This is a genomic window from Collinsella sp. CLA-ER-H6 (assembly GCF_040092305.1).
Classification (GTDB): domain Bacteria; phylum Actinomycetota; class Coriobacteriia; order Coriobacteriales; family Coriobacteriaceae; genus Collinsella.
In genome coordinates, this window is the sequence record NZ_JBBNLS010000011.1 from 1 (window position 1) to 25,564 (window position 25,564).

Genomic DNA, 25,564 nt, shown 5'->3' on the forward strand with positions numbered 1-25,564 from the left:
CTCCCAACCTCGTTGCGGCGCGGCTGCGCCTATGGCACTTCAACATCATTGTCGCAGCCCCGACCCGCGGTCACGAGCGGGGGCTCCTATCTTTTTAGTGCCCTCGGATTGGGTCATAGTGTCTGTCCGTCCTCTACCTGCGGCGTTGCCATGGTGGTCATTGGGGCGGCACTTGGGGACGTTCCTTTTCTGCCGGCAGTTGGGGACACTCCTTGTGCCAGCGTTGCATCGAGTGCTTGGGAAACCGCGACCCGGTTTTTGCCCGAATAGTGGGTCGCATTTTCCGGATGGGGTGGGTTGCGGAAAGTGCGACCCGGAATATTGCTCTGAAACGGGATGCGGTTTCTCTGATGCGGCTCAAACGGAAAGCGCATCCCATTCCGGAGCTCCAAAACGGGATGCGCTTTCTGCGCGGAAGAATTGTCGCAGCTGCGTTAAGCAGTGTCGCTCGTTACTCGCTCAGGATCAGCGCTGCGAGCTCGTCCTGGGTGTCCACCACGTAGTCGGCGCCGGCGGCTTCCAGCTCTGCGCGGCCGCGGAAGCCCCAGCTGACGCCCGCACTCTTAAGGCCGGCGTTGTGACCGGTCAGGATATCGACATTGGAATCGCCCACATAGAGCGTGGTCGACGGATCGGCGCCTAGCTCTTCCATCACATGCAGTGTGACGGGCGCTTCGGGCTTGGGCGGAAACGCATCGACGCGGCCCTGCACCAGCGCAAAGCGCTCGGAACCAAAATACTTCTCGATAAGCGGAGCCGCCGAGACGTGGTCCTTGTTAGTGAGCACGGCAAGCTGCACGCCCGCGGCGCGCAGGCGGTCGAGCATCTCGATCGTACCGGCATAGGGGGCGGTGTGGTCCTCCTTGTGCTCGCCGTAGTAAGCCCTAAACTCGGCAAGCGTTTGCTCAAACATACGGCTGTCGCCCGCATACTCGGCAGGCATAAAGCGTTCGACCAGCTTGAGCATGCCGTTTCCCACCTTGTAGCGGTACTCGTCAACGGCAAACGTGGGCCAGCCGTGCGCCTCGCAGGTATGGTTGCCGGCGGCCGCCAGGTCCTCGAGCGTGTTGAGAATGGTGCCGTCCAGGTCAAAGATCACATGGGAAAAAGCTGCTGCCATGGGTGCTCCTGCCGCTTGAGTTGTAAAACGCACCCCATGATACTGGGCATGCGTGCCGGGCATGTTTGGAATCTGAATATCTTTAATAGCCCTGAGCCTTTGTCGTTAGCAAATTCTCGGCAGCTGCTCTCCTACGAGCATGTCGAGGATGCGGGTCGAGCCCCAGCCGGTGCGCACACGCACGGCGGGACAGGCGCCCTCGGCAAGTGGCAGCACGCGACCGATGATGGCGGCGTTTTCGCCGTAGTGGGCGGCGCGCATGGCGGTTAGAGCCGCATCGGCCTGCTCGGCCGGCACGACGGCAACCATCTTGCCCTCGTTTGCCACCTGCAGCACATCGTAGCCGAGCATCTCGCAGGCGGCCTGCACGTCGGGACGCACGGGCACGGCATCCTCGTCGACCTCCATGGCAACGCCGCTGGCCTGCGCAAACTCGTTGAGCGTCGAGGCCAGGCCACCGCGCGTGGGGTCGCGAAAGCAACGCGTGCCGGGCGCTGCGGCCAGAACGTCGGCAATCAGGTGGTTGAGCGGTGCGGCATCGCTTTCGATCGTGCTCGAAAACGCCAAGCCCTCGCGCTGGCTCATGATGGCGATGCCGTGGTCGCCCAGCGTACCCGATACCAGGATGACATCGCCGGGCTGGCAGTTTGCGCCGCTGAGCGCCACGCCCGCAGGCACCTCGCCCACGCCGGCGGTATTGATGTAGACGCCGTCGGCCCCGCCGCGCTCGACCACCTTGGTGTCGCCCGTGATTATGGACACGCCCGCCTCGCGTGCCGTCTCGGCCATCGTCTGCACAATCTGGCGGAGCCTATCCATGGGATAGCCCTCTTCGAGGATAAAGCCGCACGATAGGTAGCGCACGTTGGCGCCCGAGGTCGCGACGTCGTTGACGGTTCCGCACACGGCGAGGCGGCCGATGTTGCCACCGGGGAAGAACTGCGGCGAGACTACAAAGCTGTCGGTCGACATGGCGATGCGCCCGCTCGCGGGCAGCGCGGCGACGCCGGCGTCGTTGCCTTCGAGCAGCTCGGGCGACCCAAAGGCATCTAAAAAGACCTCATCGATGATGCGTTTCATCATCTGGCCGCCGGAGCCGTGACCCAGCAGGACGGTGCTATCGGTAACGCTATGGGACATATCGAAAACTCCAATCGTGGGTGGAATTATATGGGTGAGGCGCAGCGTCGACCGGTCCGCCGTTCGTTAGAACGGCGGAACCCATTAGCCTCGGTAGCGGAAATATGCTGCGCAGCTGCCCTCGGAGCTCACCATGCAGGGGCCGACGGGATGCTCGGGCGTACAAGCGTGGCCGAACCGGGGGCAGCTGCTCGGCGTAATGGCTCCGCGCAGCACGTCGCCGCAGCGGCATCCGCGCGGCTCAACCGTCGGCTCAACGGGCACGTCAAAGCGAACGCGGGCATCAAAGCGCGAGAACTCGGGGCGGATGGAAAGGCCCGAGTTGGCAATCGGCCCCAGCCCGCGCCACGTGGTGTCGCATGGCTCAAACACCTGCTCGACCAGCTGGCGCGCCACGGGGTTGCCGTCTGCGTTGACGCCACGGCGGTAGGCGTTGTCAATCGCCGGCCTGTCCTCGACAACCATCTGGACCAGCATGCAGATGCCCTGCAGGATATCGACCGGTTCAAATCCCGTGACCACGCCCGGGGTATTGAATTCGTCGACCAAAAAGCTAAAGGGCGCCAAGCCCGTGATGGTGGCGACGTGTCCCGGCAGGATAAAGCCGTCGATGGCGGTCTCGGGATCGTTAGCGATGGCGCGCAACGCCGGCGGCGTGGTCTTGTGGGCGCAATAGACCGAGAAGTTCAAAAGCCCGCGCGCTTCGGCCTCCAAGATGGCGGCGGCGATGGTGGGCGTTGTGGTCTCAAAGCCCACGCCCATAAAAATAACCGGGCGATCGGGGTTTTGCTCGGCAATGTCGAGTGCATCGAGCGGGGAGTACACAATGCGAATGTCACGCCCTGCCGCCTTTTGTGCAGCGAGCGAGGTGGACGATCCGGGCACGCGCATCATGTCGCCAAAGGTGGTGATGATGGCGCCGTCTATGTTGGCGAGCGCGATTGCGTGGTCGATGTCGCGGTTGGCGGTGACGCAGACGGGGCAGCCCGGGCCGCTCAGCAGCTTGAGCCCGGCCGGCATAATGGAGCGAAAGCCATAGCGCCCGATGCTCACGGTATGCGTGCCGCAGACTTCCATAAGGTTGATGGTGCGGTCGCCGACAAGCTCATGAATGCGCTCGATGAGCTCGCGAGCCAGCTTGGGATCGCGGAATGCCGAGAAATCGATACCGGAGCGCGCCGGCTGCTCGGGCGCCACTAGTAAGCCTCCGCCGGGTTGGTGGTCAGCTGGTCTTCTTCGACCAGCTCGGACATGGCATTAACAAGCTCGAGCGTTTCCTGTGCTTCCTGCTCGTCGACAATCTGGATGCCAAAGCCGGCGTGTACGAGAATATAGTCGCCAACCTGCGCCGTCGGCACGAGTCGCAGCGACACGGGGCGCTCGATGCCCATCATGTCGACGGTGGCCTTGAGGTCGTCGTCGCGTTTGACTACTTTACCGGGAACGGCAAGGCACATATTGTTCCCCTTTTATACGCTTTGCGCTGGACGGGCGCTCAATAATCCATCAGTTGATGGTAGCGCTCGCGGGCGCTGCGGGCAAACGCGCTACACCTGTGAGACGGCGGCTTGCGGGCTGGCCGAACAGCCTACTGCGATGCAACCTGCGCAAGACGAGCGCTTGCGACTGCCGCCTGACCGTAGGCGATGCAGCCGTCATTGACGGGTACGGTGTGGGGGACAAGGACAGTAAGGCCTGCGCTTTTGAGCTCGCGGGCGAGGAGCTGAAGCAGAAGTCGGTTCATGAAGACGCCGCCCGAGAGCGCGACGGTGTCGATGCCCTCGTGCACGCAGATATCGCTGGCGATGCGCGCCGAGGAGCGCGCGACGGAGACATGGAAATCGAGTGCGAGCCTGTCGGCGGGCGCTCCGGCTTCAATTCCTCCCAAAAGTGCCTCAAAGAGTGCTTTCTGGTCCAGAACATAGGGGCCGTCCAGCCACGATGGGCCAGATGCGAAATAGCCGGCGTTGTTGTCGGGAAAATGGGCGATTTCGTTGTCGAGCGCGCGCCAGGCGGCAGCCTCAAGCTCGATGGCGGGTTCGCCCTCGTAGGTTGCCTTGTCGCAGATGCCCAGAATTGCTGCCGCGGCATCAAAGAGACGCCCCATGCTGCTGGTACGCGGGCTGTTGATGCCGCGCTCGATCATGGTGGCTGTCACGCTGCGCGTTTGCTCGTCGAGGCTGTCCAAAAGCCGAGCGGCACCTGGGTGCTCGAGCAGACCGAGCTCACTGAGCAGGGCAAAGGCGTTGCGGCGGGCGTCGCGCACGGAGGCCGCCCCGCCGGGGAGCGCCCAGGTGCGCAAATGCGCGGCGCGTTCAAAGCCGCCAAGGCTGGCAACAAGAAACTCGCCGCCCCAAATGGTCCCATCGGTGCCGGCGCCGGTGCCGTCAAAGGCGATGCCAAGGACGCGCGCTTCGGTTGTAAGCTGGCCCGCGGCGATGGCCTCGGCCATTACGCTCGCGATATGCGCATGATGGTGCTGCACCTCGACGAGCGGCAGATTGCATTTTCGCGCCTGCTCGCGCGCCCACTGGCCCGATAGATAGCTGGGGTGTACATCGCAGGCCAAGGCGGCGGGCGCCAAATCAAAGAGATCTTCCAAGCGCGTGCGCGCGGCGTTCCAGGCATCGAAGGTCCCGCCGTTTTCAACATCGCCGATATGCTGCGACACAAAACAGGGCGCCTCGCCGTTCGTCCCTTCACGTGTGAGCGCAATCGTGGCCTTTTGTTGTGGCCCGCAGGCGAGCACGCAGGACGGAGCGCCGTCGAGCGCCGGCAACGGCAGCGGCTGGGGTGCATATCCGCGAGCGCGGCGTACGGGCATAACGGCGCCGTCAACCACGCGCACTACAGAGTCGTCGTAGCGCGAGAGAATCGCGCGATCGTTGCCGAGCAACGCGTCGGCGATGCCGGCGGCAACGAGGTGTTCCCAGGCAAGGTCGTCGTCGGTCTCGATGGGTTCTTCGCTCAGGTTTCCGCTGGTCATGACGAGCGCGTGCATACCGCAGGCTTCTGCCGCGGCGAGCAACAGATGCTGAAGCGGCGTATAGGGGAGCATGACGCCGAGCTCGGGCAAGTCGTGTGCGACAGATGGCGCGAGGGCGAGGATGTCGGGGGAGCCGCCGTTGCCCTTGCCAACAGTGCGCCGGCGCAGCAGCACGATGGGGCGGATACTGCCAGCGAGCAGATCGCGTTCAGCATCGTCGATATGACACAGGCGCTCGGTATCAGCAAGACTGCGCACCATGACGGCAAGTGGTTTGTTGCTGCGGCGTTTGCGACGGCGCAACTCGGCCACCGCTTGCTCGTTGGCAGCGTCACAGGCTAGATGGAATCCGCCCAGGCCCTTGATGGCGACGATGCCACCGCTGGCCAGCAGCTCAACGCAGCGCTCGATGATAGCGTCGCTGGCCTCGCGTGTGGTGCCGACGGCCGGTGTCGCGGACGAATTCCCGCACGCATCGCCGTTTACAGCCTCGCGCCACGTAATATGCGGCCCGCAATCAAAGCAGGCATCGGGCTGCGCGTGAAAACGCCGGTCGAGTGGGTCGGCATACTCCGCGGCACACCTGGGACACATGGGAAAACAATCCATCGACGTGGCCGCTCGGTCATAAGGCAACGATCGGATGATGGTAAAGCGTGGCCCGCAGTTAGTGCAGTTGATAAAGGGGTAGTGATAGCGTCGGTCGGCGGGATCGAACAATTCGCGCAAGCAATCGTTGCAGGTGGCGATATCGGGCGAGACGAGCGTCGTGTGCGCGGTCTGGTCCTGCGATGCTACGATGCGAAAGCCCTGTTCGTTGGCGGCATCCCAACCGTTGGCTGCCAAGTCCACAACCACGACATGCTCTACGCGGGCTGCCGCAGGCGCATGCTCAGAAAGCGCGGCAACAAAAGCATCGAGCGCATCGGCCGGAGCGTGCGCCTCGATATGCACGCCGTCGCCCGCATTGAGCACCCATCCACAAATGCCATGTGCCATGGCCTCGCGATACACAAACGGTCGCATGCCAACGCCCTGCACAATGCCCGTCACATGAATATGCGCATGCCGCATGCGACCCTCCTTCGTTGAAATGTGTGCTGTTACAGCCCCAGGCTCTGCTTGGTGGCGGCGCACGTGAGCTCGCCGTGCTTAACGCCGCGCAGGCCCAGCAGGCGGTCGGCTAGTTCGTAGACGCGCTCGCCGCGACCCTTGAGTGCCAGGATTTCCAAGCAGTTGTGGTGATCCAAATGCACGTGCATCGTCGATACGATCTCGTCGGTGTAGTCGTGCTGCACCTCGTCCAGGCGGCGCGTCAGATCGCCGGTGTGATGGTCGTAGATCATGGTGAGCGACCCGATAACGTGCTCATCGGGCGTGCGCATCTGCTCTTTGGCGATTGAGGCGCGAATCAAATCGCGCACGGCCTCGGAGCGGTTGGCCACGTCGCCGCGGCGCCCGATCTGCTCGTCAAAACGGCGCAGCAGGTCGTCGGGTGCGGTAACCGAAAAACGGACCAGCTCGGAGCCGGAGCCACTACAGTGGCAGCCCGCGTCACCGTCCGCCTCGTGCGGATGCTCGTGCTCGTACCCGCAGCCGTGCTCGTGTTCGGCCACTTTACACCAGCTTCACGGAGCCGACGGAGTTGTGGTCGGCCTCGATGGCTTCCTCGTAGCCCTCGAGCGCGTCATGCGCCTCGTGCAGCGCAGCCATGGCGGCCTCGAGCTTTGCGCCGATGCGCTCCATGTCAAAATTCTCGGTCGCATGCAGCAACTGGTGGCTCCATTCGTGAGCGAGCTCGATGGTGTCGTCGACCTGCTTGACGCTCATGGCAAGCTGGCTCATGTTCATTCCGACGTCATGCATGGGAAATCTCCTTTTGTATGGGTCTAATCAGTGGTTCAGATTCTACTACGGAGAGCTCCTGCGCCCGCCGCTGTATGCCAGTTGTCCTACGGAGCCAGTGAAGCAAGCGGCGCGACTACGACACCGTCTTCCCGTCGGTAGGCAGTTGCGGTTCCAGTGAGAACGAGCAAGAAGGACGCTTCGCCTTGGTGGGTCGCATCGATTTTAGATGCGAGTTTCTTGAGGTTTGCGGCAGCGGTGTCTATAGGCTTTGAGCCAAGCTTGACCTCAACCAGAGCGTACCTGCCGTCATCTAGCACGAGTACGGCATCGGCTTCAAGGTCGGTCTTGTCCCGATAGTGGTAAACCTTGCCGCCAAGCAGATCCATATAGGTGCGCAGGTCACGGATGCACATCGATTCAAACAGAAGCCCAAATGTTTCAAAATCCTCCAGGAGCTTTTGAGGCGTTGCCCCCAGGGCTGCGACCGCAAGCGATGGATCGCAGAAATGGCGCGTCGGACTCGTCCGTACGGCGGTTTTTGAGCGGAGCCGCGGGGCCCATGCCTCGAGATCTTCGAAAACGCAGGAGCGGGTCAAGGCGTCGACATATTCAGAAACGGTATTTCTTGAGGGAGGTTCTCCTTGCATGTCAGCGGCGATTGTGGCGAGCGATGCCTCTGTCGAGATATTGCGAGCGTAGCTTCGAATGATCTGGGCCATCCAAGTCTTATTTCTCCGCAGTCCATCAATTTCGTCGATATCGGAATCAAGCAGTTCCGAGATGTAATCAGGGGCCATGGATAGCGCAATCCCATGGTTTGGCTCGGTAACCGCTTCAGGCCAACCTCCTCGGCAAAGTGAGTAGACGATACGTTCGATATCGAAGTCGACCATATCGGCAACATCGGTGTTTCCATCAAACAGGCTTGCCAGCGAAACTGATCCTGTTGACTCGCGTGATTCAAAAAGTGACATCGGGCGCATGTTTATACGTGCTATGCGGCCGACTCCTGAGTGTGCCGGCATTTCGCTTGCCCGAGGCGTTGCGGAGCCGGTGAGGATAAACCTGCCTCGTCCTTTGCCGCGGTCGATCGCGAACCTTACGGCGTCCCAAAGCTGTGGGGCCATTTGCCATTCATCGATGAGGCGTGGCTCATCTCCTTTGAGCAGGAGAGAGGGCTTCGAATCGGCAAGCTGGATGTAGCTCGGACCGTTATCGGGGTCTTGCATGTAGATGCTGCTTGCGGCTGCCTGTTCAGCCGTTGCGGTCTTGCCGCACCATTTTGGCCCTTTGATTTGGACAGCCCCGGAAGATTTTAGTTTTCTGGCGAGCACTTTGTCTGCGACTCGTGGTAAATAACCGTGTTCAATCGAACTCATGTCACCCTCCTTGCTAGCAGGGTATTATACCGTTGATTTGTGCAAGTTGGACGATTTAAATTGTGCAAGTTGGACGATTTAGATTGTGCAAGTTGGACGATTTAGATTGTGCAAGTTGGACGATTTAGATTGTGCAAGTTGGACATTATATCTAGCAAACATTCATGATGCCAAAAGAGAAGCCCTAGAGTCTCCAGGCCTTTGTCGTATAACGCATGATGTCAAGAATGTCGGCCTTGATGTTTGGCGGTAGGGCTTTGAAGAGCGATAGATATTCGTCTTCCTGAGCAGTAAAAAACGCAGGGCTTCCGTCTGGATCTTTGGTATAGCCAAGGATATCGTTGGGCGTGCATCCAAAGAGATCGCACAATGCAACAATGCGGTCCTCTCCTAGTTTTGCCCGACCTGTTTCCCATGCACTATATGTCGCCTTGCTAACGCCAAGACTGTCCGCAATTTGAAGCTGAGTAAGCCCTGACTTTTTGCGGATTCTGGCGAGTGCGGTATGTTTATTGGTCACATCCATGTCGCTCCCGTCTGATATCAAGAGCAACTTTGCATTTCGGTGCCGGTCAAATGTCTAACTGGATTGTCCTTAGGTGCAATAATTGACATAAAGTCTAATTTGAATAAACTCAAAACCAATAAAAATAGACATCGAGGAATGGTGGCTATGGGGAGAGTTGTTGGAATCGATCTTGGGACGACCTATTCGGCCGTCGCTGTGTTGGGAGACGATGGACTTCCCGAAATACTGAAGAATGCGGACGGAGAACCGACTACACCTTCGGTTGTTTTATTCCAATCATTTGACGGAAAAGACGAGCCGCTTGTTGGAACGATGGCCAAGCATTCGGCGGCAAGTGATCCCGATAATGTTGTTCAGTTCGTTAAACGGCAGATGGGAAATCCGGATTGGAGATTCGACTCCGACTCGGGCGTTTCCTACTCTGCAGAAGAGGTTTCCTCCCTTATTATCAAAAAATTATTGCAAGATGCCGAGCAGGCACTTGGAGAAGAAGTATGCGGAGCCGTGATTACGGTTCCCGCATATTTTGATGATGCAAGAAGAACTGCGACAAAGCAGGCAGGTGTAATTGCGGGCACCAAAGTGCTTCGCGTGTTGAATGAACCGACGGCCGCAGCCCTTTCCTTTGGTCTCGATACCGAGAAGAACGGCGTCACGCTTGTCTATGATCTGGGCGGCGGAACGTTCGACGTGACGCTTCTTAAGATAGAGGACGGTTGCTTTACGGTTATCGGAACCGATGGCGATAGAAACCTGGGCGGATTCGATTTCGATAACGCTCTAATGTCGTTTGTGGCAGAAGAACTCTCGAAACAGGGTGCCGGTAATGTTCTCGATGATTATCTGATAAGTGCCGAGCTTCGAGAGAAATGCGAAATGGTTAAGCGCACTCTTTCGAACGTGCCAAAGGCAAACCTCCATATTTCGAAGAACGGAAAGCCTTATCGTGTGGCTATTTCTCGCGAAGATTTCGAGCGGGCGAGTAGGTCGCTCCTGAATCGAACGCAGGAGCTGGTCGAGGACGTGCTCGAGGACACCGGTTATTCATGGGGTCAGATCGATCATGTGGTCCTTGTTGGTGGCTCAACGCGTATGCCAATGGTGCACAAGTTAATCGAAGACATTTCGGGGATGAAACCCGAGCTTGGGGTAAATCCCGATGAGGCTGTCGCCATGGGGGCTGCCGTTCAGGCCGCAATAGAAATGGAATCGAGCATTGACGTGGCAGGGTCGGCAGAAAATGGTTTGCCGGATATGCCCCTCTTTACGGCTCCGAGCGTAGTCATTGCCGATGTTACCTCGCAACCTTTGGGGGTTGTGATGCTCGGGAAAGACGGCAAAGACTACAACAATGTCGTGATTCCGAGGAATTCACCGGTGCCGGGGAGTTATTCACAGGACGCAGCAACGGTGAGTGAGAACCAGTCGTACGTCGATGTCCAGGTGACACAAGGCGATGACCCAGACTTGAACTATGTGGTCATTATCGGTTCAAAGGAAATACCGCTTCCGCCCGGGTTGCCCAAGGGATCTCCCGTCCGCGTGGTTTACGAATACGACAGAGAACAAACCGTGCATATCCGTCTACATGCCGGGGGGAGCGGCCAGCTGTATGGCGAGTTCGAAATCGACCGTGTGGCGAATATGGATGAACGGCAACTCGATACTGCCGTTAACAAGATGAAGAACATCGAAATTGGATAGGGGACACTGATGGAAGAATTTGTTGACTACTATGAAATTCTCGAGCTGGAAAAGAATGCGCCGATTGAGGAGATTGAAGAGGCGATTAAGAAAACACGAAAGCGCTTCAGGCGTCTCGAAGGATCTCCGGATGCTATGCAAAGAGCGAACGCCGAAAGGATGATGCAGCTCTTAAATGAAGCAGATTCGTTGTTTCACAACAGTTCAAAACGCTTGGAATACGATGCCACATATGATAGCGGGAAGAGTGACAGCAAGAGGGGCCTGGAAAAAGACGCCCGTGCTGCAACCGCCGAGAAAGACTGGACATCAGAAGCGAAAGATTATTTCAAAAACGGTCAGAGTGCCAACGCTTGTTTTGCCGCTAGGGAGGCAACAAGGAATTGCCCAACCGATGCGGAAGCATGGCTTGTGTGGGCTCTGGCAGCATATTCGATGGACAAGTATGACGAATCCATTTTTGCTGCATCTGAGTTGCTGAAGCTTGGCTCGAATCAGGCGACCGCTCATAGGCTGTTGGGCGACTCGTACATAATGATTGATAAATACGCAGACGCCGAGGCTGAGTTTCTGAAGGCCCAGCAGATTGATAAGAGCGACTATACGATTATGGCGCGCTTGGTTGATGCGCGTTATCTTCAGGGGAAATTTGACCAGGCCCTCACTATGGCGCGCAATCTTCATGAGGCACATCCGGATTATGGACCCGTCCTAAGCTCGTTATGCCGGTGTCTAGAGACGGATGTCGAGAACAAAATGAGCTCAAAGGATAATGCTGGCTATTTCACCAATATGAAACAAATCCAGCATGCTGAACTTGTCGTTAATGAAATGCGCACGTTGGGAAATATCGACAAGGCTGATGAGGAATGGATTGAGAAAATGGAGGGCCTTATCGACTGGGCGCGTAAAAGGCACTACATTGCACCGGCCCGATGGTTTTGGATTCTCTGCGGCTTGACCTTCTTATTTATGATAAGCGGGTCAAGTGGCGCTCCCTTGACGCTCGTTCTGTTCTTTGGGCTGCTCCTGTATGCATTCTTCTTTGTTGTACCGACCGGATGGATGATCAATGCCCGTAAATTAGGAGAGCTTGCAAAGAGGACAGGGCTCCAATAATGGACGTGCGCTGGGACCAAGCACTTGACAGCTTGGAGATGGATCGCCAAGCAATTATTGACTGTACAGAACGGCTCAGAGCGTCTCTTGCTTCTCTCAAATCAGATTCAAGAAAAATCAAAGACTTGGCCACTGGCGAAGCTTATGCAGGATTATTCAGTGAGCTGCTGCTTGCCGTTGATAGAGTCAAGAATGAGCCGCTGTCAGAGGACTTGAGGTCTTCGATTGTGGATGAGATTATCGAGGTCTGTAGCCATTACGGGCTTGAGCCTGTTCTGTGTGACGAGACGGTTAATCTACATGAGCATGAAATCGTTGGATTGATTAAGACAGACGACGCCTTCAAAGATGGAAAGGTGGCTCGAGTAGAGCGAGACGGTTACAGGATTGGCGGAAGACTTCTCCGCCCAGCGCGAGTGGTTGTCTTTCGGCACGAAGAGGACTGATGGCCAATATGTCGCTGGAAGAGACCTATGCCGAAATGAGGCAAGCGCTCAGCGAGGTCAAGGAATGCCAGGCTCATCTGCTGGGAGCTTGTGAATCCCAATCTGCCTCCGTTGACACGTGGTTGAAGATGACGCTGAAGGAGAGGCAGGAGGCAAAAACACGAGCACTCAATAAACTCAGCATCCGGGAGAAGCGCCGCAACGCCCTTTCGAAAAAGCGGGTGCAGGATACCGTTGACGAGTTGCTGGCGATCGAGGAAGGCTCGGCCCTCAATGCCGCCGAGTATATCCAGATTGGATCGATGTCGAAAACTTCAAAACGTGACGATTTGTTTACGGTGCCCTTTATCGTTCCGTTGCTTGGTCACGGCAATATCGTGATGTCGGTTTCAGGCGAGGGCTGCATTTCAGACGGGGTAGTGCGCGAGGTAGAGGCCAAGACGCTTTTATCGACTTCAGCGTCGCAAGTTGAAATCATTAGTTTTGACCCGGCACTAAAAAACATCGAGGCTCCTTTTTCGACGATTGGCCGGAACGGGCAAGGCGAGGCAGCGGTCAGGTATTTGCATTCGAGAGGCGAACTCGATGCCTTACTTAACGAGCTGACCGACCGTGTGACGCAGATCAACAACGAGTTGCTGTCAGACGATGAGAGCCTGGCGGTATATCACCAACGGGTCGGAATGCCGGTCGAGAAGTACCAGCTCGTTGTGATCCACGATATGCCGATGGGAATGGCTGCCGAGCAATACGACCGTATCTGCTCGCTGATGAAGGCGGCCCCAAAGGCAGGCACTTCTTTCCTAATGATACAACCTAAGATGGACGACTTTCCCAAATGGTATTGCGAGAAGAAACGTTCCTATCCTGTTTCGGAGCGTCTCGAACTATTCTCGGGCAGTCATGCCCGATGGCTGGGTCACGATGGCTACGATGTTGAGCTCTATGAGCTTGACACGATTGAATCGGCGCAAGCCGCCGAGCGGATGGCCCGATCAGCGGCAGAGCTGCGGTTGCCCGAAGTAAAGATCGAGTCGGTGCTTCCCGCGGAGTATTGGATGGAGACGAGCGAGGACGGAGTCACGTTCTCGCTGGGTCTGCGTGGAACCCAGACGGTTGATGTCACGATTGGCTCGAATGAGACTCAAAGACATAATGCACTGATAACCGGCGCGGTCGGACAGGGTAAATCGAATCTGTTGAAAGATATCATCTACGGTTTGTGCGCCAGGTATTCTCCCGACGAGTTGGAACTCTATCTGTTTGATTTCAAAGAGGGCGTTACCCTGTTTCCCATGGCTCCCACGCCGGATTCCCCCGAGTATCTACCGCAGGTAAAGGCATTTGGGCTTGAGGCCGATGAAGACTTTGCCATGGATGTGCTGAATTCCATAGCCGCCGAGGCCAAACGGAGGGCCGCTGCGATCAAGCCTTACGGAGATAATCTGCTCAAGTATCGGCGCAATAGCGGGAATAAGATGCCGCGTATCGTTGTGGTCATTGATGAGTTCCAGCTATTTCTAGAAGGCGCAAGAGGCAAGGAAGCCTGTGAACTTTTGGAACGCATCGTTCGCCTCTATCGTGCATACGGTATTCACGTGATATTGGCGTCACAAAGTATCGGCGGGATAACCAATCTTGCCATTTCCCAGGGCAAGTTCTTCGCACAGTTTCCTATCCGTATCGGACTGAAAAACTCGCCGGCGGAGTCGCGGGCGACTTTCGGACCCTTTAACGAGGCGGCTGCTAGCCTAAGGTTCAGGGGACAGGCGATTCTGAACGAAGATTACGGAAATCCGAGCGCAAATGTGACGGTGCTTACGCCGTTTGCTGAGGATGCCACGTTGGACAGTCTCAGGAACAAGTTCTATGCAATGCCAAAAGGGCACCTTGATGAACCGGTGGTTTTCGACGGAAGCACTCTGCCGGAGTTGACTGAGGCCCTCCTTGAGCAGAACGACATAGATTCAGGTAACGTGCCGAGCGCCTTGCTTGGCCGGGGTGTTTCTGCTGGGTTGGCACCGATATATTTCCCGTTTGAAAGAGCTGCGGGAAGCAATATCGCTCTTGTGGGCAGGGGAACGCTGCCAGGGCTTGGTGATCTTCCGAATTCTGTCGATCTTGCGGCGTGTGTTATGGAAACGCTTGTTTTATCGCTTGCACGCTATGAGCGAGGCGCTGAGTTTGCTGTAGTGGAGGATGGCGCGCGCCATGTTTCTAATTCGACTCTGGAGATATGCGCTCGTGCGGGGGTTTCTCCGGAGGTCGTGCCTTCGGACGAAGCGGCTGCATGGATTACCAATTGTCTTCAGAGAAATGATGTCGGGGAAGAATGTGGGCGGGAGCGGTTTGTGTTGGTGCCGAATGCGGACTCACTAGGATCTTTCGACTTTGGTGCTCAGCAGAAGATTCAAAAGGTATTCCGCGAGGCTCCTATGCACGGAATCCACTTTGTCTGCCATTGGCAAAACCCCGTAGCGCTTTCAGCGCAGTTGGGTTCATCGGGACTGTCGTCTTTTGACGGCGTGGCGTGTCTGTTTGGCTCGAATGTCGCAGCGAAGCAGTTGGATGGCCCGCTGTGCCAGTGGAACGGGCAAGAGAACCGGGTCCTTTACAAGGAGGCTTCTTCGGGACGTCCCTCAATGAAGCTCATGCCCTTTGTCGCAACGCGATTATGGAGGAGGGGCGACGATGAGCAGGGATGATTTGTACGAAAGGTATCTGTCCGAAGCAGAACGATTTCTGAAATCGGAGGCGTCGACCGCCCAGCTTGTTAAGCAGGAGTGCGATCGTTGTGATCGGGAGTCGATTTCTGCGAGGAACATGGCGGGCAAAAAGAAAGCGGAGATAGATCGCCTGGCGCATCAAGCACAGGAGGCTTTTTCGCAATTGTCTAAACGACTTGCGGGGAGTCACGCGAAGGACGTCGGCGCTGCGCTTCCGAACATGGTAAGACCGATTGCGTCGAATGAAGACGCTGCCGAGCTTGCCTCTTCGTTATCAGGGCTTATCAAGAAAATCGATTGCTATATCGAGATGATTGAAAAAGATACGTCTGTGGACGAGTTAAGTCAGCGATCTTCAAATGCACTGGATGCTCGACGGGCGGCTCTTGACCGGAAGCGTCTTCTGATGGAAGAAGAGAAGGCGATGCTGGATCCTCTTCCCGTTAAAGCCGAGGAGTCGAAAGGCGGCTGCCTTTCTCAGGCGGCGATTCTATGCGCGTGCTGTATTGGGGTAATTTCGCTTATTGCGAATGCGCTATTTGGGTTGTTGTGACAACGGAAAGGAACAGAAATGAGTCAGAACATCGGCCAGCTCGTTGCAGAGCTGAACGCGTTGGTGTCGAAGATGGAGACGCAGCGAGGTGTGTGCGTCACGGTGGCGGACGATCTCGATTCACTGCACGACATGCTTAACGCGGCAATGGAAGGAACAAATTCGACCGCTCAAAATGAGGCGGTTGGGCAGCTTGGAGCGGCAGCGGCAAAGCTGCTCGAGGCGGGTGGCCTTATCAGTACGGCATGCGATGTGGTCAGCACGTATGCAAGTACGCTCTAGGCGTTTATGGGTGGCGCGGGGGCTCGTCTCCGCGCTTGCCGTTTTCTTGTTCGGCTTGGGAATTGTTCTGGTCGGTCGTATTGGCGTGAGAAAGGTCGTGAAATCCAGCGGAAGCAATTGTGTTCTGGCGGCTTGTGCAGATGGTGTTGGAGATGTGCTTGATATCTGCAACGCGAGAGTTGCTGACGCGGTTTCAGGGGTTGTAGGGCAAGACGAATCCCGCTCTTCGTCCATCGATGGGAGCTCGGAATTTCAGCCAAGCATTCAAGAACGGTACTACGCCGACTTGGCGCATGGGCCTAAGGGTCCTGAGTTTCAGAAGTACATCGTTTTGCACGATACGGAGGGCGATTCTTCCCCTGAAAGTGTCATCGATTGGTGGGAGTCCAATGGCAATAAGGTAGCGGCTCATTTTGTTGTTGGAAAAGATGGGTCGATCGTTCAATGCGTGCCTCTCGATCAAATCGCGCACCATGCCGGTTTTGGCGATGCTGGGAAGAACGAGCAGTATGGAACAATCGATGATTCGAGAGATGACAAGGTCGGAACGTTACCGATAGGGGGAAGCTATCCCGATTACGGCATGAACTCTTATTCCGTTGGGATTGAGATGGTTCATGTTGGAGGATCGGGCGATTACCCCGAAGAGCAGCTTATCGCTGTCGACGGTCTAATTGCGTATATCGATGAGTACTACGGGTTCAAGAGCCAGATTATCGACCACAAGGCGTGGCGGACGGGAAATTCGGATACATCGGCGGAATTCTCATCATATCTGTCGAACTATCAAGAATATCGGCGTCATGTTGATGGCTAAAAGACAGCTTGAAAGGGGAGACAGTGAAGTGTCCCAAATGTAACGCAGAGATAGAAGAGGGGACAGTTTACTGCCCCTTTTGTGCTGCGAAAGTATCTTCTGGCGTGGGTCGGTCGACCACAGAGAATGAGCGGATGCCATTCGATGTCAAGGATAATGCGAAGGGGAAGGCGCCGGCGGAGGATTCTGGCAACGAACTAGGTAAAAGAGTAATTGGGTTAATTGGCGGATTCGATTCAAATAAAATCGTGATAATTGGCCTGGTGGCCGTCATCATTATTGGCGGCTTTTATGTTTGGAATCGATTCGGGAGTGGGCACTCATCACCAGAAATCACTCAAACCTATCAGCATACGATGTATAAATCGGACGCCGATGAGTTTGAGTCGGAAAACTCAGATGAAAAGGACGAGGCCGACGATGAGGACGCAACTGAATTAATAGTGGTATCAAATAACTCCGCCGGGTTTCCAGAGATGGTGGTGAATGTCAAGGTGACCGGCTCTTCGACAGAGGCGTTGTCGAAGCCGGAGAATTGGTCCCTGAAAGAAGCGGGTACGAACGGTGAGCAGGCTTCGACTAACCCCCGGAGTGTTGTAGTTGGTTCGGACGGAGTTTGCAAGCTCGCATATCGGTCGACGCTCGGTAGCGATTCGGGTGATAGCCGTACGGTTGTCGTGTCATATATTGATGATCAATCACATAAGGTTATGGATAGCTTTTCCTATTACTGTGATGCGAAGAGTTCGACGGTAGACGGTTACTTACTTTCTGAAAGCGACTCACGGCGTTATACCGAGGCGGAGATTGAAGAAATGGGTATGAGCACATGGGAGCTTTGCTTGGCAAGAAATGAAATATATGCACGCCATGGTCGCAAGTTCAAGAATGAGAAGATTCAAGAGTATTTCGACAATAAGGATTGGTATGAAGGCATATACTCGCCTGAGGAATTTGATGCGATGACATCACCGCTTAATGATATCGAGAGGGCAAATGCCGAAACGATCCAGTCTTACGAACGTGCTATCGGATCTGAGTTTTTAAATCCATAACAAAACTTGTGGCAAAGACTAGGCAAATGAAGAAAACGGGTACGAGTCTGTGCGACCCGCACCCGTTCACTGGGGGCTGTTTGTGACTACCATACTATCCGTGGTTGCACTCGGTGCATTCAGAAGTCCGGCGAGCGGCGTAAAAGCGCTCATGGACGGCAGGCAGACGGCAACATGTAACAAGCGTATTACAGATGCTTCTCCAGCAGCGCCTGCAGCCTCGCCTTGGGCAGAGCGCCAACCGAGCGGTCAATCTCCTCGCCGTTCTTAAACACAATCAGCGTGGGGATGCTCATGACGCCATACTTCATGGCCAGGTCCTGGTTGTCGTCGACGTTGCATTTGGCAACGGCAAGCTTGCCCGCCAGCTCATCGGCAACCTCGTCAACGATGGGCGAGAGGGATCGACAGGGCCCGCACCACGGTGCCCAAAAATCGACCAGCACGGGCAGGCTGTCGTTAACGATGGAATCGAAGTTCTCGGGGGTAATCTGATTAATGTCAGCCATGGTGACCTCCATAATGCGACGCGGCTCGGCCGCGTAAAACTCAGTACGACCGTGCTTATACCCAGCCGCCCGCAAAGCAACCACTCGCGGGCGGCTCTTTTATATAATGGTGGGCACGCAAACGATTGGAGAGCGCATGCCCACGTCACAAAGCCAGAAAAAAGAAGCCATCGCCCAGGCGACCGAGCAGGAGCTCGCATCGCTCGCGGGTCGTGGCGTGCGTATCGCGGGCAACGCGTGCTCGCCGATCGTGCTGGTCAAAGGCGATCTGGACGAGGCCGAGCGTTCGGGTGGCGAGCTTGCCGCCGGCCCGGATGGCGCGGCGTTGCGCAAGGCGCTTGGGGCCATCGGCTACGCGCCCGAGGATTTTTGCGTGCTGGCAAGCGTCGCCGGCGTGGGTGATGGGACGGTCGCGGTGGGCGAGACTCTGCCGTGCGAGCTGTTCCGTGAGGCGCTTGAGGCTTTGGACCCCGAGGCGGTGCTGCTGCTCGACAACAACGCGGCTGACGCCATGCGCGAGACCTACGCCGATATGCTCGTGGCGATCGATGACTTCGACACCGCCATGCTCAAGCCCGGCCTGGTCGCCCATGTGCAGGGCCGCCGCGTGCTCGCGCTCGATGGCTTTGAGGCGGCGCTGACCGACAAAGCGGCCAAGCAGCGCATGTGGGCCTACATCAAGCAGCTGACCCCGGCGGCCGCTCCGCTGTAGCAGATTGGCGCCGGTGAGCGATTGCCTGGCGGGCAAGACACGCCGCGAGATCGGCGCCGCACTTCTACATCACAGCGCGCAGCTCAAACCGATCGCCGTTAATGCGGAACTGACAGTTGCCGTTCATGCGCTCCACGGCAAGTTTGATGCTCTTGGTGCCAAAGCCGTGGCCCGCATGCCGGGTCACGGGCATGCCGTCGACCATGCGCGGCGCGCGGTCAAACGTGTTGGAAACTAACAGCAGCAGCTGGCCGTCCTCTAATCGCAGGTCAAAGTCGACGAATCGCTTTCCCTGGGGCGCGGCGCTCGCGGCGGTGATAGCGTTTTCCAAGGCATTTGAGAGCACGCTAAACAGGTCGGCGTCACCTACGTGGATGGTTTCGGGTACGGCGGCGCGCAGGTTGGCGGTAATGCCGTTTCTATTGATATCCGAGTTAAATGACGAAAGCGCGATGTTTACGGTCTCGTTGGCGCAGAAGCGGCGTACGGCGGTGCGATCGCCGGCTTCGCAGAGTTCATCGATGCGTTTGAGCGCCTCGTCGGTGTGGCCCTCCTCAATTAAAGCGGCTAGGCCGCGTAGGAAGTGGCGCATATCGTGGCGAAGAATCGACAGCTCGCGCCCAGATTGACGCCAAGCCTCGAGCTCTTTGATGGCGGCGCTGTCGCGGGTTTCGAGCATCCAGCGCTCTCGCTCGGCGGTTTCCTTTTCTTCGTATTCGCGCAGGTAAACGGCAAGAAACATAAGATAGAAGGCACAGAGCGCAAATGCCAAAAACTCAACCGTTACCACCGAGCCCGAGTGGAACAGCGTGGTGTAGACGTTGGTGGCATAGTCAAAGACGTAATAGACGAGCGGCAGGATTAAAAGGATGCCCAGCTCGGTGGTGCTTTTAATCGCCAAGCGTGGACCGATGTCGCCGGCCCAATGCAACAGGACGGCAAAGACGGCGAGTGTGGTCGCGATGCGCGCCAGATAGTACGCGATCTGCGAATCGGTTGCGGCAAAGGCGGCGATGCCCATCCAATTGCTGAACTGGCAGCTCAGATAAGCACTCGTAATGCCGAGCGCGGCAAGCAGCGGGCTCAGGCGGTAGCGCGCACACAGGTAGACGATAAGCGGCAGGTGCACGGCAAGTGGATAAACCTGTCGGGCAAATAGTTCGCCGCCAACGACATTGGCGATCGAAAAGGCAGCGCCGGTCACGATGCCGACCAACACCAGTTCAAGCGTATGACGCCGGTTGATCTCGACACCGCACAGCGCCGCCGAGGCAAAGACGCCAAAGAGTAGCGTCGTGGCGTGGTGGATTGCCCAAAGGACCATTTCGACCGAGGAGACCATCAGTGTCTCCCACCCTCAAAGCGCACCGCAAAGTAGGCGTCTTGGAATCCCTGCTTGCAACTGCGCGAAAGCGGGATGCACGCGCCCGAGCGCATGACGATGTCCGTGCGGTCAAAGTGATCGATATTGCGCAGGTTGACCTGGTAGCTGCGGTGGCATTTAAAGAAGACCGCGTTTTGCTCCAAGCGGTCCTCGACGCTGCGGAACGACTCGAGTGCCTCGATATCGCGTCCGTCGCGCAGGTGGAAGACCACGTGCTTGTTGCGCGCCTCGGCATATTCGATGTCGGACAGGCGCAGGGCGTGGTAGCCAAAGGAAGTTTTGATCACGAGCTCGTCGGTTGCCGCCGGGCGCATGCTCGAAAGCTCGTCGAGTAATCGCGCCAGGCGTTCGTAAGTCACGGGCTTGAGCAGATAGTCGAAGGCGCGGACCTCGTAGGATTCCAGCGCGAACTCGGGCGACGAGGTGAGGAACACCAGGCGCACGGCGGTGTCGGCCTGGCGCAGTTCGCGTGCGGTGTCCATGCCGTTGACGAGCGGCATGATCATGTCGAGCAGAATGATGTCGGTGCGCGATGCGGCATGGCGGGCCAGCAGGTCCTCGCCGCGTGTGACGAGCGCAACATCGACCGCCGTGCCCGTCTCGGTCGACCAACGGTCGATCATCCGGTGCAGTCTATCTAGAAAAGCGACATCATCGTCGCAGGCAATAATCTTGAGCATTCGGCCCCCTTAAGTAGTTCGATTTTGCCACATCGGGTACGCGCCGCTTGCGGGGGTGCGGACCGTTTGCGCCCCACGGCGTGCAACTCGCGCCAAGCGGTATTGCGGTGGCGAAAGATGCCTCCTGCGCCATCGAGAGCTCAGCTATCCTCAGCTTGCCAGTTCGAATATGGACCTGCCACATGATTGAATCTTTATTTCAACTTTACACCTAGGTTTACAGCTGTCTTGTCAGCTGTAAACCTAGGTGTCATACTAAAGCCCCAAGATTCGCCAAAAGAGAGGGGCCTTGATGGCACAGAGCGCGAACATGGATGCGTCGGAGCTTGCACGCGATATCGCGGCCGGCTTGGCATCGGCAACGACGGCAACGGAGCGTGCGGCACTGGTGCCCGCAGAGCTCGTCGAGGCCATTCAGCAACTAAAAACCCAACGTGACGCGGTGATCCTGGCGCACTATTACGTGGCGCCCGAGGTCCAAGCCGTTGCCGATTACGTCGGCGATAGCTTCTACCTGGCAAAGCTCGCCAAGAGCCTGCCGCAGCAGACCATCGTGTTGTGCGGCGTGGAGTTTATGGGCGAGAGCGCCAAGCTGCTCAATCCCACTAAGACCGTGCTGCTGCCCGAGCCGGGCGCAGACTGTCCCATGGCGCACATGGTCAAGCGCGAGACGGTTGACGCGGCGCGCGCCGAGTACGGCGACGACCTGGCCGTGGTGTGCTACGTCAACTCCACGGTCGAGATCAAGAGCTGGAGCGACGTGTGCGTCACCAGTTCCAACGCCGTTAAGATCGTGTCCGAGCTGCCGCAGCAGCATATCCTGTTCATTCCCGACCAAAACCTGGGACGCTTCGTAGCCGAGCAGGTGCCGCAAAAGCACGTCATCCTCAACAACGGCTACTGCCCACGCCATCACATCATCACCGTCGAGCAGATCGTCGACGCGACGGAGGCCCACCCCGACGCGCTCGTGCTGGCGCATCCTGAGTGCAAGGCCGACGTTCTGGCCGAGGCCGACTACATCGGCTCCACCGCCGGCATCATCAAGTATGCCGAGGAGTCCGACGCGAGCGAATTCATCATCGTGACGGTCCGCGGCGTGCTCTACGAGCTCGAGCGCCGCTGCCAGGGCACCGGCAAGAAGTTTTATTTCCCCGCGGTGCAGCCCACCTGCGTCAACATGGACCTCATCACGCTCGAAAAGCTCGTGCGCTGCCTGGAGGCGGGCGAGGGCGAGGTGCAGATCGGCGTCTCGGACGAGGCAGCAGACCAGGCCAAGCTCACGCTCGACCGTATGCTCGAGTACGCAGCACGCTAGAACAATGTTGCATGAGGGACGGTCCCTTATGTCACATTCAAGGGAGAGGATTCCTGTGGAAACCAAGCAATACCCCGATATGGAGTGCGACGTCGTCATTGCCGGCTGCGGCGTGGCGGGTCTGTACGCGGCCCTCAATCTGCCGACGAGCACGCGCGTGATCATGCTCTCCAAGGGCGCGGTCGATGAGTGCGATTCGATGCTCGCGCAGGGCGGCATCTGCGTGCTGCCCGAGGGCTCGGACTATGATGCCTTCTTTGAGGACACCATGCACGCCGGTCACTACGAGAACCGCCGCGAGAGCGTCGACATCATGATCCGCTCGAGCCGTTCGGTCATCAACGACCTGCTAGCGATGGGCGTGGATTTTGAGCGCAAGGCCGACGGCAGCCTCGACTTTACCCGCGAGGGCGCGCACAGCCGTCCGCGCATTGCCTTCCATGCCGACATTACGGGCAAGGAGATCACGACCAAACTGCTCCAGGCCGTTCGCAAGCTGGACAACGTGCAGATTTTGGAGCACGTGGCCATGACCGACATCCTGACGGGCGAGCGTGACGGCGCCACGGTGTGCACCGGTATCGTCGCCGTTCCCGTGGACGAGAACAACTCGGTTCGTCCCGCCGACGAGCTGGTAAATGCCGCCGAGGGCGCGCATGCCGGCGAGCCGTTTAAGATCCATGCCCGCCACACGCTGTGGGCAACGGGCGGCATCGGCGGCGTATACGACCATTCGACCAACTACCCGCAGCTCACGGGCGATGCCTGCTACATTGCTCAGGAGCATGGCATTAAGATGGAGCACCTGGACTACGTGCAGATTCACCCCACGGGGCTGTTCTCGCCGCAGCCGGGCCGCACCTTCCTGATCAGCGAGAGCTGCCGCGGCGAGGGCGCGATTTTGCTTAACGCCGCCGGCGAGCGCTTTACCGATGAGCTCCAGCCGCGCGATGTGGTCGCCGCCGCTATTCGCGAGCAGATGAAGCAGGACGGCACCGAGCACGAGTGGCTGAGCTTTGCCCCCGTCGAGCGCGACGTGGTGACCGGGCACTTTGCCAACATTCGCGCGCGCTGCCTGGAGGACGGCCGCGACATCTTGGACGAGCCCATTCCCGTTACGCCGACGCAGCACTACTTTATGGGCGGCGTGTGGGTCGACAAGGACGGCCGCACCTCGATGCCCGAGCTCTACGCCGCGGGCGAGACGGCCTGCAACGGCGTTCACGGCAAGAATCGCCTGGCTTCCAACAGCCTGCTCGAGGCGCTGGTCTGGGGTCGTCGCGCCGCGTGGTACATGCGCACCGGCGAGTCGCTCGCAGTGGAGCAGGCGGGCGATCCCGCGCTCGATGGCCGTCATCGCGCCCTGGGCGCCGACCCTCTGGCAATCGATGATTTGGCCCGTGCCGCCGGCACGCAGGCCGTGGAGGAGTAGATCATGAATCCCATTACCATGAAGCTCGTCGTCGATGATCTGATTCTGCAGGCCCTGCGCGAGGACATCACGTTTGAGGACGTGAGCACGGCGAGCGTGTGCCCCACGGCGCGTCCCGCCACGGTGGAGCTTATCGCCAAGGCCGACGGCATCATCGCCGGCTTGGATGTGTTTGCCCGCACCTTTGAGCTGCTGGATTCGCAGAGCTCGGTGCTGTTTGATGTCTCGGATGGCGACGAGGTGCATGCCGGCGATCACGTGGGCCAGGTGCGCGGCGACGCGCGCGTGTTGCTTTCGGGCGAGCGCGTGGCGCTCAACTACCTGCAGCGCATGAGCGGCATCGCTACCTATACACACAGCATGGCCGCGGCGCTCGAGGGAACCAAGACCGTGCTCGTCGACACGCGCAAGACCACGCCGGGCATGCGCGTGTTTGAGAAGGCGGCGGTTGAGATTGGCGGCGGCAGCAACCACCGCTACAACCTGTCGACGGCCGTCATGCTCAAGGACAACCACATCGATGCCGCCGGTGGCGTGACGCGTGCGATTGAGATGGCGCGCGCCCATGCATCGTTTACCACGACGGTCGAGATCGAGTGCGAGAACCTGGACATGGTGCGCGAGGCCATGGAGGCCGGCGCCGACATCATCATGTTCGACAACATGACCCACGACGATATGGCTGCCGCGATTGAACTTATCGCCGGCCGTGCCAAGACCGAGTGTTCGGGCAACGTGGATGCCAGCAATATCCGCGCGCTTGCCGACCTGGGCGTTGACTTTATTAGCTCGGGCGCCCTGACGCACTCCGCGCCGATCCTCGACCTCTCGCTTAAGCACCTGCGTCTGCTGGACGGTAAATAATGGACGCCCGCGAGCGTCGCCGTGCCATCATGGGCGTGCTCGAGCGAGCCAAAGACCCCGTCTCCGGTAGTGCACTTGCTCGCGAGGTGGGTGTGAGCCGCCAGATTGTCGTGCAAGACATCGCCCTGCTGCGTGCCGATGGACACGATATCGTGGCGACCAATCGCGGCTACGTGCTGCAGGAGGCCCCCAGCAGCCCCGCCGTGCCCACGCGTCTTGTTAAGGTGCGCCACAGCGTGGAGCAGGCGGGCGACGAGCTTACGAGTATCGTCGACGCGGGTGGCGCCGTGCTCAACGTGATCGTCAACCATCGTGTGTACGGCAAGATCACGGCCGACCTGGACATTCGCAACCGCCGCGATGTCGAGCGCTATCTGCGCGATATCGAGAGCGGCAAGAGCTTTCCGCTGCTAACGGTGACGAGCGGCTACCACTTCCATCGCATCGCCGCGGAGGATGAGCAAACCCTCGACGAGATCGAGGCCATGCTCAAGGAGAAAGGCTACTTGGCAGACCTCATGCCCTACGAGGATGATTTGTCCTAGCCCGACACCGTCTTTATAAGTTGCGGTGAAATAGTTCCTACAATCGGCACCTAAGCAATGAGCCAGGAACTATTCCACCGCAACTGCCCACATATGCAAAAGGAGGCCTCCGCGGCGATGCGGAGGCCTCCTTTTTGTGCACGGTGTACTTGTGAGTGTGCAAGTGGGGGAGTTGTTACTCCTCGACGATCTCGGTGATCGCGCCGGCGGGGCAAGCGTCCTGGCAAGCGCCACAGGCGACGCAGGAGTCCTCGTCGGCGACGGTAGCGACGTCCTGGAGCTCCAGAACGCCAGCGGGGCAGGAGTCGACGCAAACGCCACAAGCGATGCACTCGTCGGCATCAATTACGGGATGAGCCATGGTAGTTTCCTCTCTGTTGACCGACGCTACAGGCGATGCGCGCCGGTTTGATTCG

26 protein-coding genes are annotated in these 25,564 nt (G+C 58.1%); 13 read left to right on the forward strand and 13 right to left on the reverse strand.

Features of this window, described 5'->3' with window-relative positions; translation table 11 throughout:
* Positions 1 to 451: 451 nt before the first annotated feature.
* The 9 genes from AAAX77_RS06035 to AAAX77_RS06075 form a co-directional block, all read right to left on the reverse strand.
* Positions 452 to 1,120, reverse strand: a complete 669-nt coding sequence (locus AAAX77_RS06035) for an HAD-IA family hydrolase (protein ID WP_349105286.1) — start codon at positions 1,118 to 1,120, stop codon at positions 452 to 454.
* 105 nt (positions 1,121 to 1,225) lie between these two features.
* Positions 1,226 to 2,260 (reverse strand): hydrogenase expression/formation protein HypE, encoded by a 1,035-nt coding sequence (gene hypE, locus AAAX77_RS06040; protein ID WP_349105288.1) that lies wholly within the window; start codon positions 2,258 to 2,260, stop codon positions 1,226 to 1,228.
* An 84-nt stretch (positions 2,261 to 2,344) separates the two neighbouring features.
* Complete coding sequence (gene hypD, locus AAAX77_RS06045) at positions 2,345 to 3,457, reverse strand: hydrogenase formation protein HypD (RefSeq protein WP_349105290.1); 1,113 nt, start codon at positions 3,455 to 3,457, stop codon at positions 2,345 to 2,347.
* Positions 3,457 to 3,717: a HypC/HybG/HupF family hydrogenase formation chaperone gene (locus AAAX77_RS06050; protein WP_055310039.1), complete on the reverse strand. Its 261-nt coding sequence runs from the start codon at positions 3,715 to 3,717 to the stop codon at positions 3,457 to 3,459. Before AAAX77_RS06050 ends, hypD begins: the two co-directional genes overlap by 1 nt.
* Before the next feature lie 131 nt (positions 3,718 to 3,848).
* On the reverse strand, positions 3,849 to 6,320 hold the full coding sequence (hypF, locus tag AAAX77_RS06055) for a carbamoyltransferase HypF (protein WP_349105292.1): 2,472 nt from the start codon (positions 6,318 to 6,320) through the stop codon (positions 3,849 to 3,851).
* 29 nt (positions 6,321 to 6,349) lie between these two features.
* On the reverse strand, positions 6,350 to 6,862 hold the full coding sequence (gene nikR / locus AAAX77_RS06060) for a nickel-responsive transcriptional regulator NikR (RefSeq protein ID WP_349105295.1): 513 nt from the start codon (positions 6,860 to 6,862) through the stop codon (positions 6,350 to 6,352).
* A 1-nt stretch (position 6,863) separates the two neighbouring features.
* A complete protein-coding gene (locus AAAX77_RS06065) occupies positions 6,864 to 7,112 on the reverse strand; it encodes a hypothetical protein (protein WP_006235225.1) in 249 nt (82 codons plus the stop codon).
* Between the two features lie 86 nt (positions 7,113 to 7,198).
* Complete coding sequence (locus AAAX77_RS06070; RefSeq protein WP_349105296.1) at positions 7,199 to 8,473, reverse strand: DUF4143 domain-containing protein; 1,275 nt, start codon at positions 8,471 to 8,473, stop codon at positions 7,199 to 7,201.
* 184 nt (positions 8,474 to 8,657) lie between these two features.
* The gene (locus AAAX77_RS06075) at positions 8,658 to 8,999 is read right to left on the reverse strand and encodes a helix-turn-helix transcriptional regulator (RefSeq protein ID WP_342996677.1); all 342 of its coding nucleotides are present in this window, start codon (positions 8,997 to 8,999) and stop codon (positions 8,658 to 8,660) included.
* Positions 9,000 to 9,146: 147 nt separating this feature from the next.
* On the opposite strand from AAAX77_RS06075, the gene AAAX77_RS06080 reads away from it, so the two are divergent.
* The 8 genes from AAAX77_RS06080 to AAAX77_RS06115 all read left to right on the forward strand — a co-directional run bounded on the left by AAAX77_RS06080 (position 9,147) and on the right by AAAX77_RS06115 (position 17,704).
* Positions 9,147 to 10,706, forward strand: coding sequence for an Hsp70 family protein (locus tag AAAX77_RS06080; RefSeq protein ID WP_349105298.1), 1,560 nt, complete (start codon positions 9,147 to 9,149; stop codon positions 10,704 to 10,706).
* A gap of 9 nt (positions 10,707 to 10,715) precedes the next feature.
* Complete coding sequence (locus tag AAAX77_RS06085; protein WP_349105300.1) at positions 10,716 to 11,825, forward strand: hypothetical protein; 1,110 nt, start codon at positions 10,716 to 10,718, stop codon at positions 11,823 to 11,825.
* On the forward strand, positions 11,825 to 12,271 hold the full coding sequence (gene grpE, locus AAAX77_RS06090; protein ID WP_227790469.1) for a nucleotide exchange factor GrpE: 447 nt from the start codon (positions 11,825 to 11,827) through the stop codon (positions 12,269 to 12,271). Before AAAX77_RS06085 ends, grpE begins: the two co-directional genes overlap by 1 nt.
* Positions 12,271 to 14,976 (forward strand): FtsK/SpoIIIE domain-containing protein, encoded by a 2,706-nt coding sequence (locus tag AAAX77_RS06095; RefSeq protein ID WP_349105302.1) that lies wholly within the window; start codon positions 12,271 to 12,273, stop codon positions 14,974 to 14,976. The genes grpE and AAAX77_RS06095 overlap by 1 nt, the downstream gene beginning before the upstream one ends.
* The gene (locus tag AAAX77_RS06100) at positions 14,963 to 15,550 is read left to right on the forward strand and encodes a hypothetical protein (protein ID WP_227790467.1); all 588 of its coding nucleotides are present in this window, start codon (positions 14,963 to 14,965) and stop codon (positions 15,548 to 15,550) included. The genes AAAX77_RS06095 and AAAX77_RS06100 overlap by 14 nt, the downstream gene beginning before the upstream one ends.
* A gap of 18 nt (positions 15,551 to 15,568) precedes the next feature.
* Positions 15,569 to 15,832 (forward strand): hypothetical protein, encoded by a 264-nt coding sequence (locus AAAX77_RS06105; RefSeq protein ID WP_195362198.1) that lies wholly within the window; start codon positions 15,569 to 15,571, stop codon positions 15,830 to 15,832.
* Positions 15,833 to 15,842: 10 nt separating this feature from the next.
* Entirely contained in the window at positions 15,843 to 16,649 is an 807-nt protein-coding gene (locus AAAX77_RS06110) for a peptidoglycan recognition family protein (protein WP_227790466.1), read from the forward strand.
* A 134-nt stretch (positions 16,650 to 16,783) separates the two neighbouring features.
* Positions 16,784 to 17,704, forward strand: a complete 921-nt coding sequence (locus AAAX77_RS06115) for a YARHG domain-containing protein (RefSeq protein WP_349105304.1) — start codon at positions 16,784 to 16,786, stop codon at positions 17,702 to 17,704.
* Positions 17,705 to 17,892: 188 nt separating this feature from the next.
* Here the strand turns inward: AAAX77_RS06115 and trxA are convergent, their stop codons facing one another.
* Positions 17,893 to 18,213: a thioredoxin gene (gene trxA / locus AAAX77_RS06120; RefSeq protein ID WP_022093990.1), complete on the reverse strand. Its 321-nt coding sequence runs from the start codon at positions 18,211 to 18,213 to the stop codon at positions 17,893 to 17,895.
* A gap of 136 nt (positions 18,214 to 18,349) precedes the next feature.
* Here trxA and AAAX77_RS06125 point away from each other — a divergent pair, with 136 nt between their 5' ends.
* Positions 18,350 to 18,925 carry a hypothetical protein gene (locus AAAX77_RS06125; RefSeq protein WP_260699689.1) on the forward strand — a complete coding sequence of 192 codons (576 nt, stop codon included), beginning with the start codon at positions 18,350 to 18,352 and terminating at the stop codon, positions 18,923 to 18,925.
* Between the two features lie 64 nt (positions 18,926 to 18,989).
* On the opposite strand, the gene AAAX77_RS06130 is transcribed toward AAAX77_RS06125, so the two are convergent.
* Complete coding sequence (locus AAAX77_RS06130) at positions 18,990 to 20,267, reverse strand: GHKL domain-containing protein (RefSeq protein WP_349105306.1); 1,278 nt, start codon at positions 20,265 to 20,267, stop codon at positions 18,990 to 18,992.
* Positions 20,267 to 20,989 (reverse strand): LytTR family DNA-binding domain-containing protein, encoded by a 723-nt coding sequence (locus AAAX77_RS06135; RefSeq protein WP_349105307.1) that lies wholly within the window; start codon positions 20,987 to 20,989, stop codon positions 20,267 to 20,269. The genes AAAX77_RS06130 and AAAX77_RS06135 overlap by 1 nt, the downstream gene beginning before the upstream one ends.
* A 292-nt stretch (positions 20,990 to 21,281) precedes the next feature.
* On the opposite strand from AAAX77_RS06135, the gene nadA reads away from it, so the two are divergent.
* The 4 genes from nadA to AAAX77_RS06155 are packed head-to-tail and all read left to right on the forward strand — an operon-like array spanning position 21,282 to position 25,148.
* Positions 21,282 to 22,307 (forward strand): quinolinate synthase NadA, encoded by a 1,026-nt coding sequence (gene nadA / locus AAAX77_RS06140; RefSeq protein WP_349105309.1) that lies wholly within the window; start codon positions 21,282 to 21,284, stop codon positions 22,305 to 22,307.
* Between the two features lie 55 nt (positions 22,308 to 22,362).
* Positions 22,363 to 23,739 carry an FAD-binding protein gene (locus AAAX77_RS06145; RefSeq protein WP_338324396.1) on the forward strand — a complete coding sequence of 459 codons (1,377 nt, stop codon included), beginning with the start codon at positions 22,363 to 22,365 and terminating at the stop codon, positions 23,737 to 23,739.
* A 3-nt stretch (positions 23,740 to 23,742) separates the two neighbouring features.
* Complete coding sequence (gene nadC, locus AAAX77_RS06150) at positions 23,743 to 24,603, forward strand: carboxylating nicotinate-nucleotide diphosphorylase (protein WP_161115198.1); 861 nt, start codon at positions 23,743 to 23,745, stop codon at positions 24,601 to 24,603.
* Positions 24,603 to 25,148, forward strand: coding sequence for a transcription repressor NadR (locus AAAX77_RS06155; RefSeq protein ID WP_349105311.1), 546 nt, complete (start codon positions 24,603 to 24,605; stop codon positions 25,146 to 25,148). The genes nadC and AAAX77_RS06155 overlap by 1 nt, the downstream gene beginning before the upstream one ends.
* 175 nt (positions 25,149 to 25,323) lie before the next feature.
* Here the strand turns inward: AAAX77_RS06155 and AAAX77_RS06160 are convergent, their stop codons facing one another.
* Entirely contained in the window at positions 25,324 to 25,509 is a 186-nt protein-coding gene (locus AAAX77_RS06160; RefSeq protein WP_006235216.1) for a 4Fe-4S binding protein, read from the reverse strand.
* Positions 25,510 to 25,564: the final 55 nt, after the last annotated feature.

Bases quoted from the DNA above. Each gene is read 5' to 3' on its own strand.
- AAAX77_RS06065 (WP_006235225.1), bottom strand. From the start codon at position 7,112: ATGCATGACGTCGGAATGAACATGAGCCAGCTTGCCATGAGCGTCAAG.
- grpE (WP_227790469.1), top strand. From the start codon at position 11,825: ATGGACGTGCGCTGGGACCAAGCACTTGACAGCTTGGAGATGGATCGC.
- AAAX77_RS06115 (WP_349105304.1), top strand. From the start codon at position 16,784: ATGCCATTCGATGTCAAGGATAATGCGAAGGGGAAGGCGCCGGCGGAG.
- AAAX77_RS06135 (WP_349105307.1), bottom strand. From the start codon at position 20,989: ATGCTCAAGATTATTGCCTGCGACGATGATGTCGCTTTTCTAGATAGA.
- AAAX77_RS06130 (WP_349105306.1), bottom strand. From the start codon at position 20,267: ATGGTCTCCTCGGTCGAAATGGTCCTTTGGGCAATCCACCACGCCACG.
- AAAX77_RS06035 (WP_349105286.1), bottom strand. From the start codon at position 1,120: ATGGCAGCAGCTTTTTCCCATGTGATCTTTGACCTGGACGGCACCATT.
- AAAX77_RS06050 (WP_055310039.1), bottom strand. From the start codon at position 3,717: ATGTGCCTTGCCGTTCCCGGTAAAGTAGTCAAACGCGACGACGACCTC.
- hypF (WP_349105292.1), bottom strand. From the start codon at position 6,320: ATGCGGCATGCGCATATTCATGTGACGGGCATTGTGCAGGGCGTTGGC.
- nadC (WP_161115198.1), top strand. From the start codon at position 23,743: ATGAATCCCATTACCATGAAGCTCGTCGTCGATGATCTGATTCTGCAG.
- trxA (WP_022093990.1), bottom strand. From the start codon at position 18,213: ATGGCTGACATTAATCAGATTACCCCCGAGAACTTCGATTCCATCGTT.
- hypE (WP_349105288.1), bottom strand. From the start codon at position 2,260: ATGTCCCATAGCGTTACCGATAGCACCGTCCTGCTGGGTCACGGCTCC.
- AAAX77_RS06105 (WP_195362198.1), top strand. From the start codon at position 15,569: ATGAGTCAGAACATCGGCCAGCTCGTTGCAGAGCTGAACGCGTTGGTG.
- nadA (WP_349105309.1), top strand. From the start codon at position 21,282: ATGGCACAGAGCGCGAACATGGATGCGTCGGAGCTTGCACGCGATATC.
- AAAX77_RS06080 (WP_349105298.1), top strand. From the start codon at position 9,147: ATGGGGAGAGTTGTTGGAATCGATCTTGGGACGACCTATTCGGCCGTC.
- AAAX77_RS06125 (WP_260699689.1), top strand. From the start codon at position 18,350: ATGCCCACGTCACAAAGCCAGAAAAAAGAAGCCATCGCCCAGGCGACC.
- AAAX77_RS06160 (WP_006235216.1), bottom strand. From the start codon at position 25,509: ATGGCTCATCCCGTAATTGATGCCGACGAGTGCATCGCTTGTGGCGTT.
- AAAX77_RS06100 (WP_227790467.1), top strand. From the start codon at position 14,963: ATGAGCAGGGATGATTTGTACGAAAGGTATCTGTCCGAAGCAGAACGA.
- AAAX77_RS06070 (WP_349105296.1), bottom strand. From the start codon at position 8,473: ATGAGTTCGATTGAACACGGTTATTTACCACGAGTCGCAGACAAAGTG.
- AAAX77_RS06095 (WP_349105302.1), top strand. From the start codon at position 12,271: ATGGCCAATATGTCGCTGGAAGAGACCTATGCCGAAATGAGGCAAGCG.
- AAAX77_RS06075 (WP_342996677.1), bottom strand. From the start codon at position 8,999: ATGGATGTGACCAATAAACATACCGCACTCGCCAGAATCCGCAAAAAG.
- AAAX77_RS06155 (WP_349105311.1), top strand. From the start codon at position 24,603: ATGGACGCCCGCGAGCGTCGCCGTGCCATCATGGGCGTGCTCGAGCGA.
- AAAX77_RS06085 (WP_349105300.1), top strand. From the start codon at position 10,716: ATGGAAGAATTTGTTGACTACTATGAAATTCTCGAGCTGGAAAAGAAT.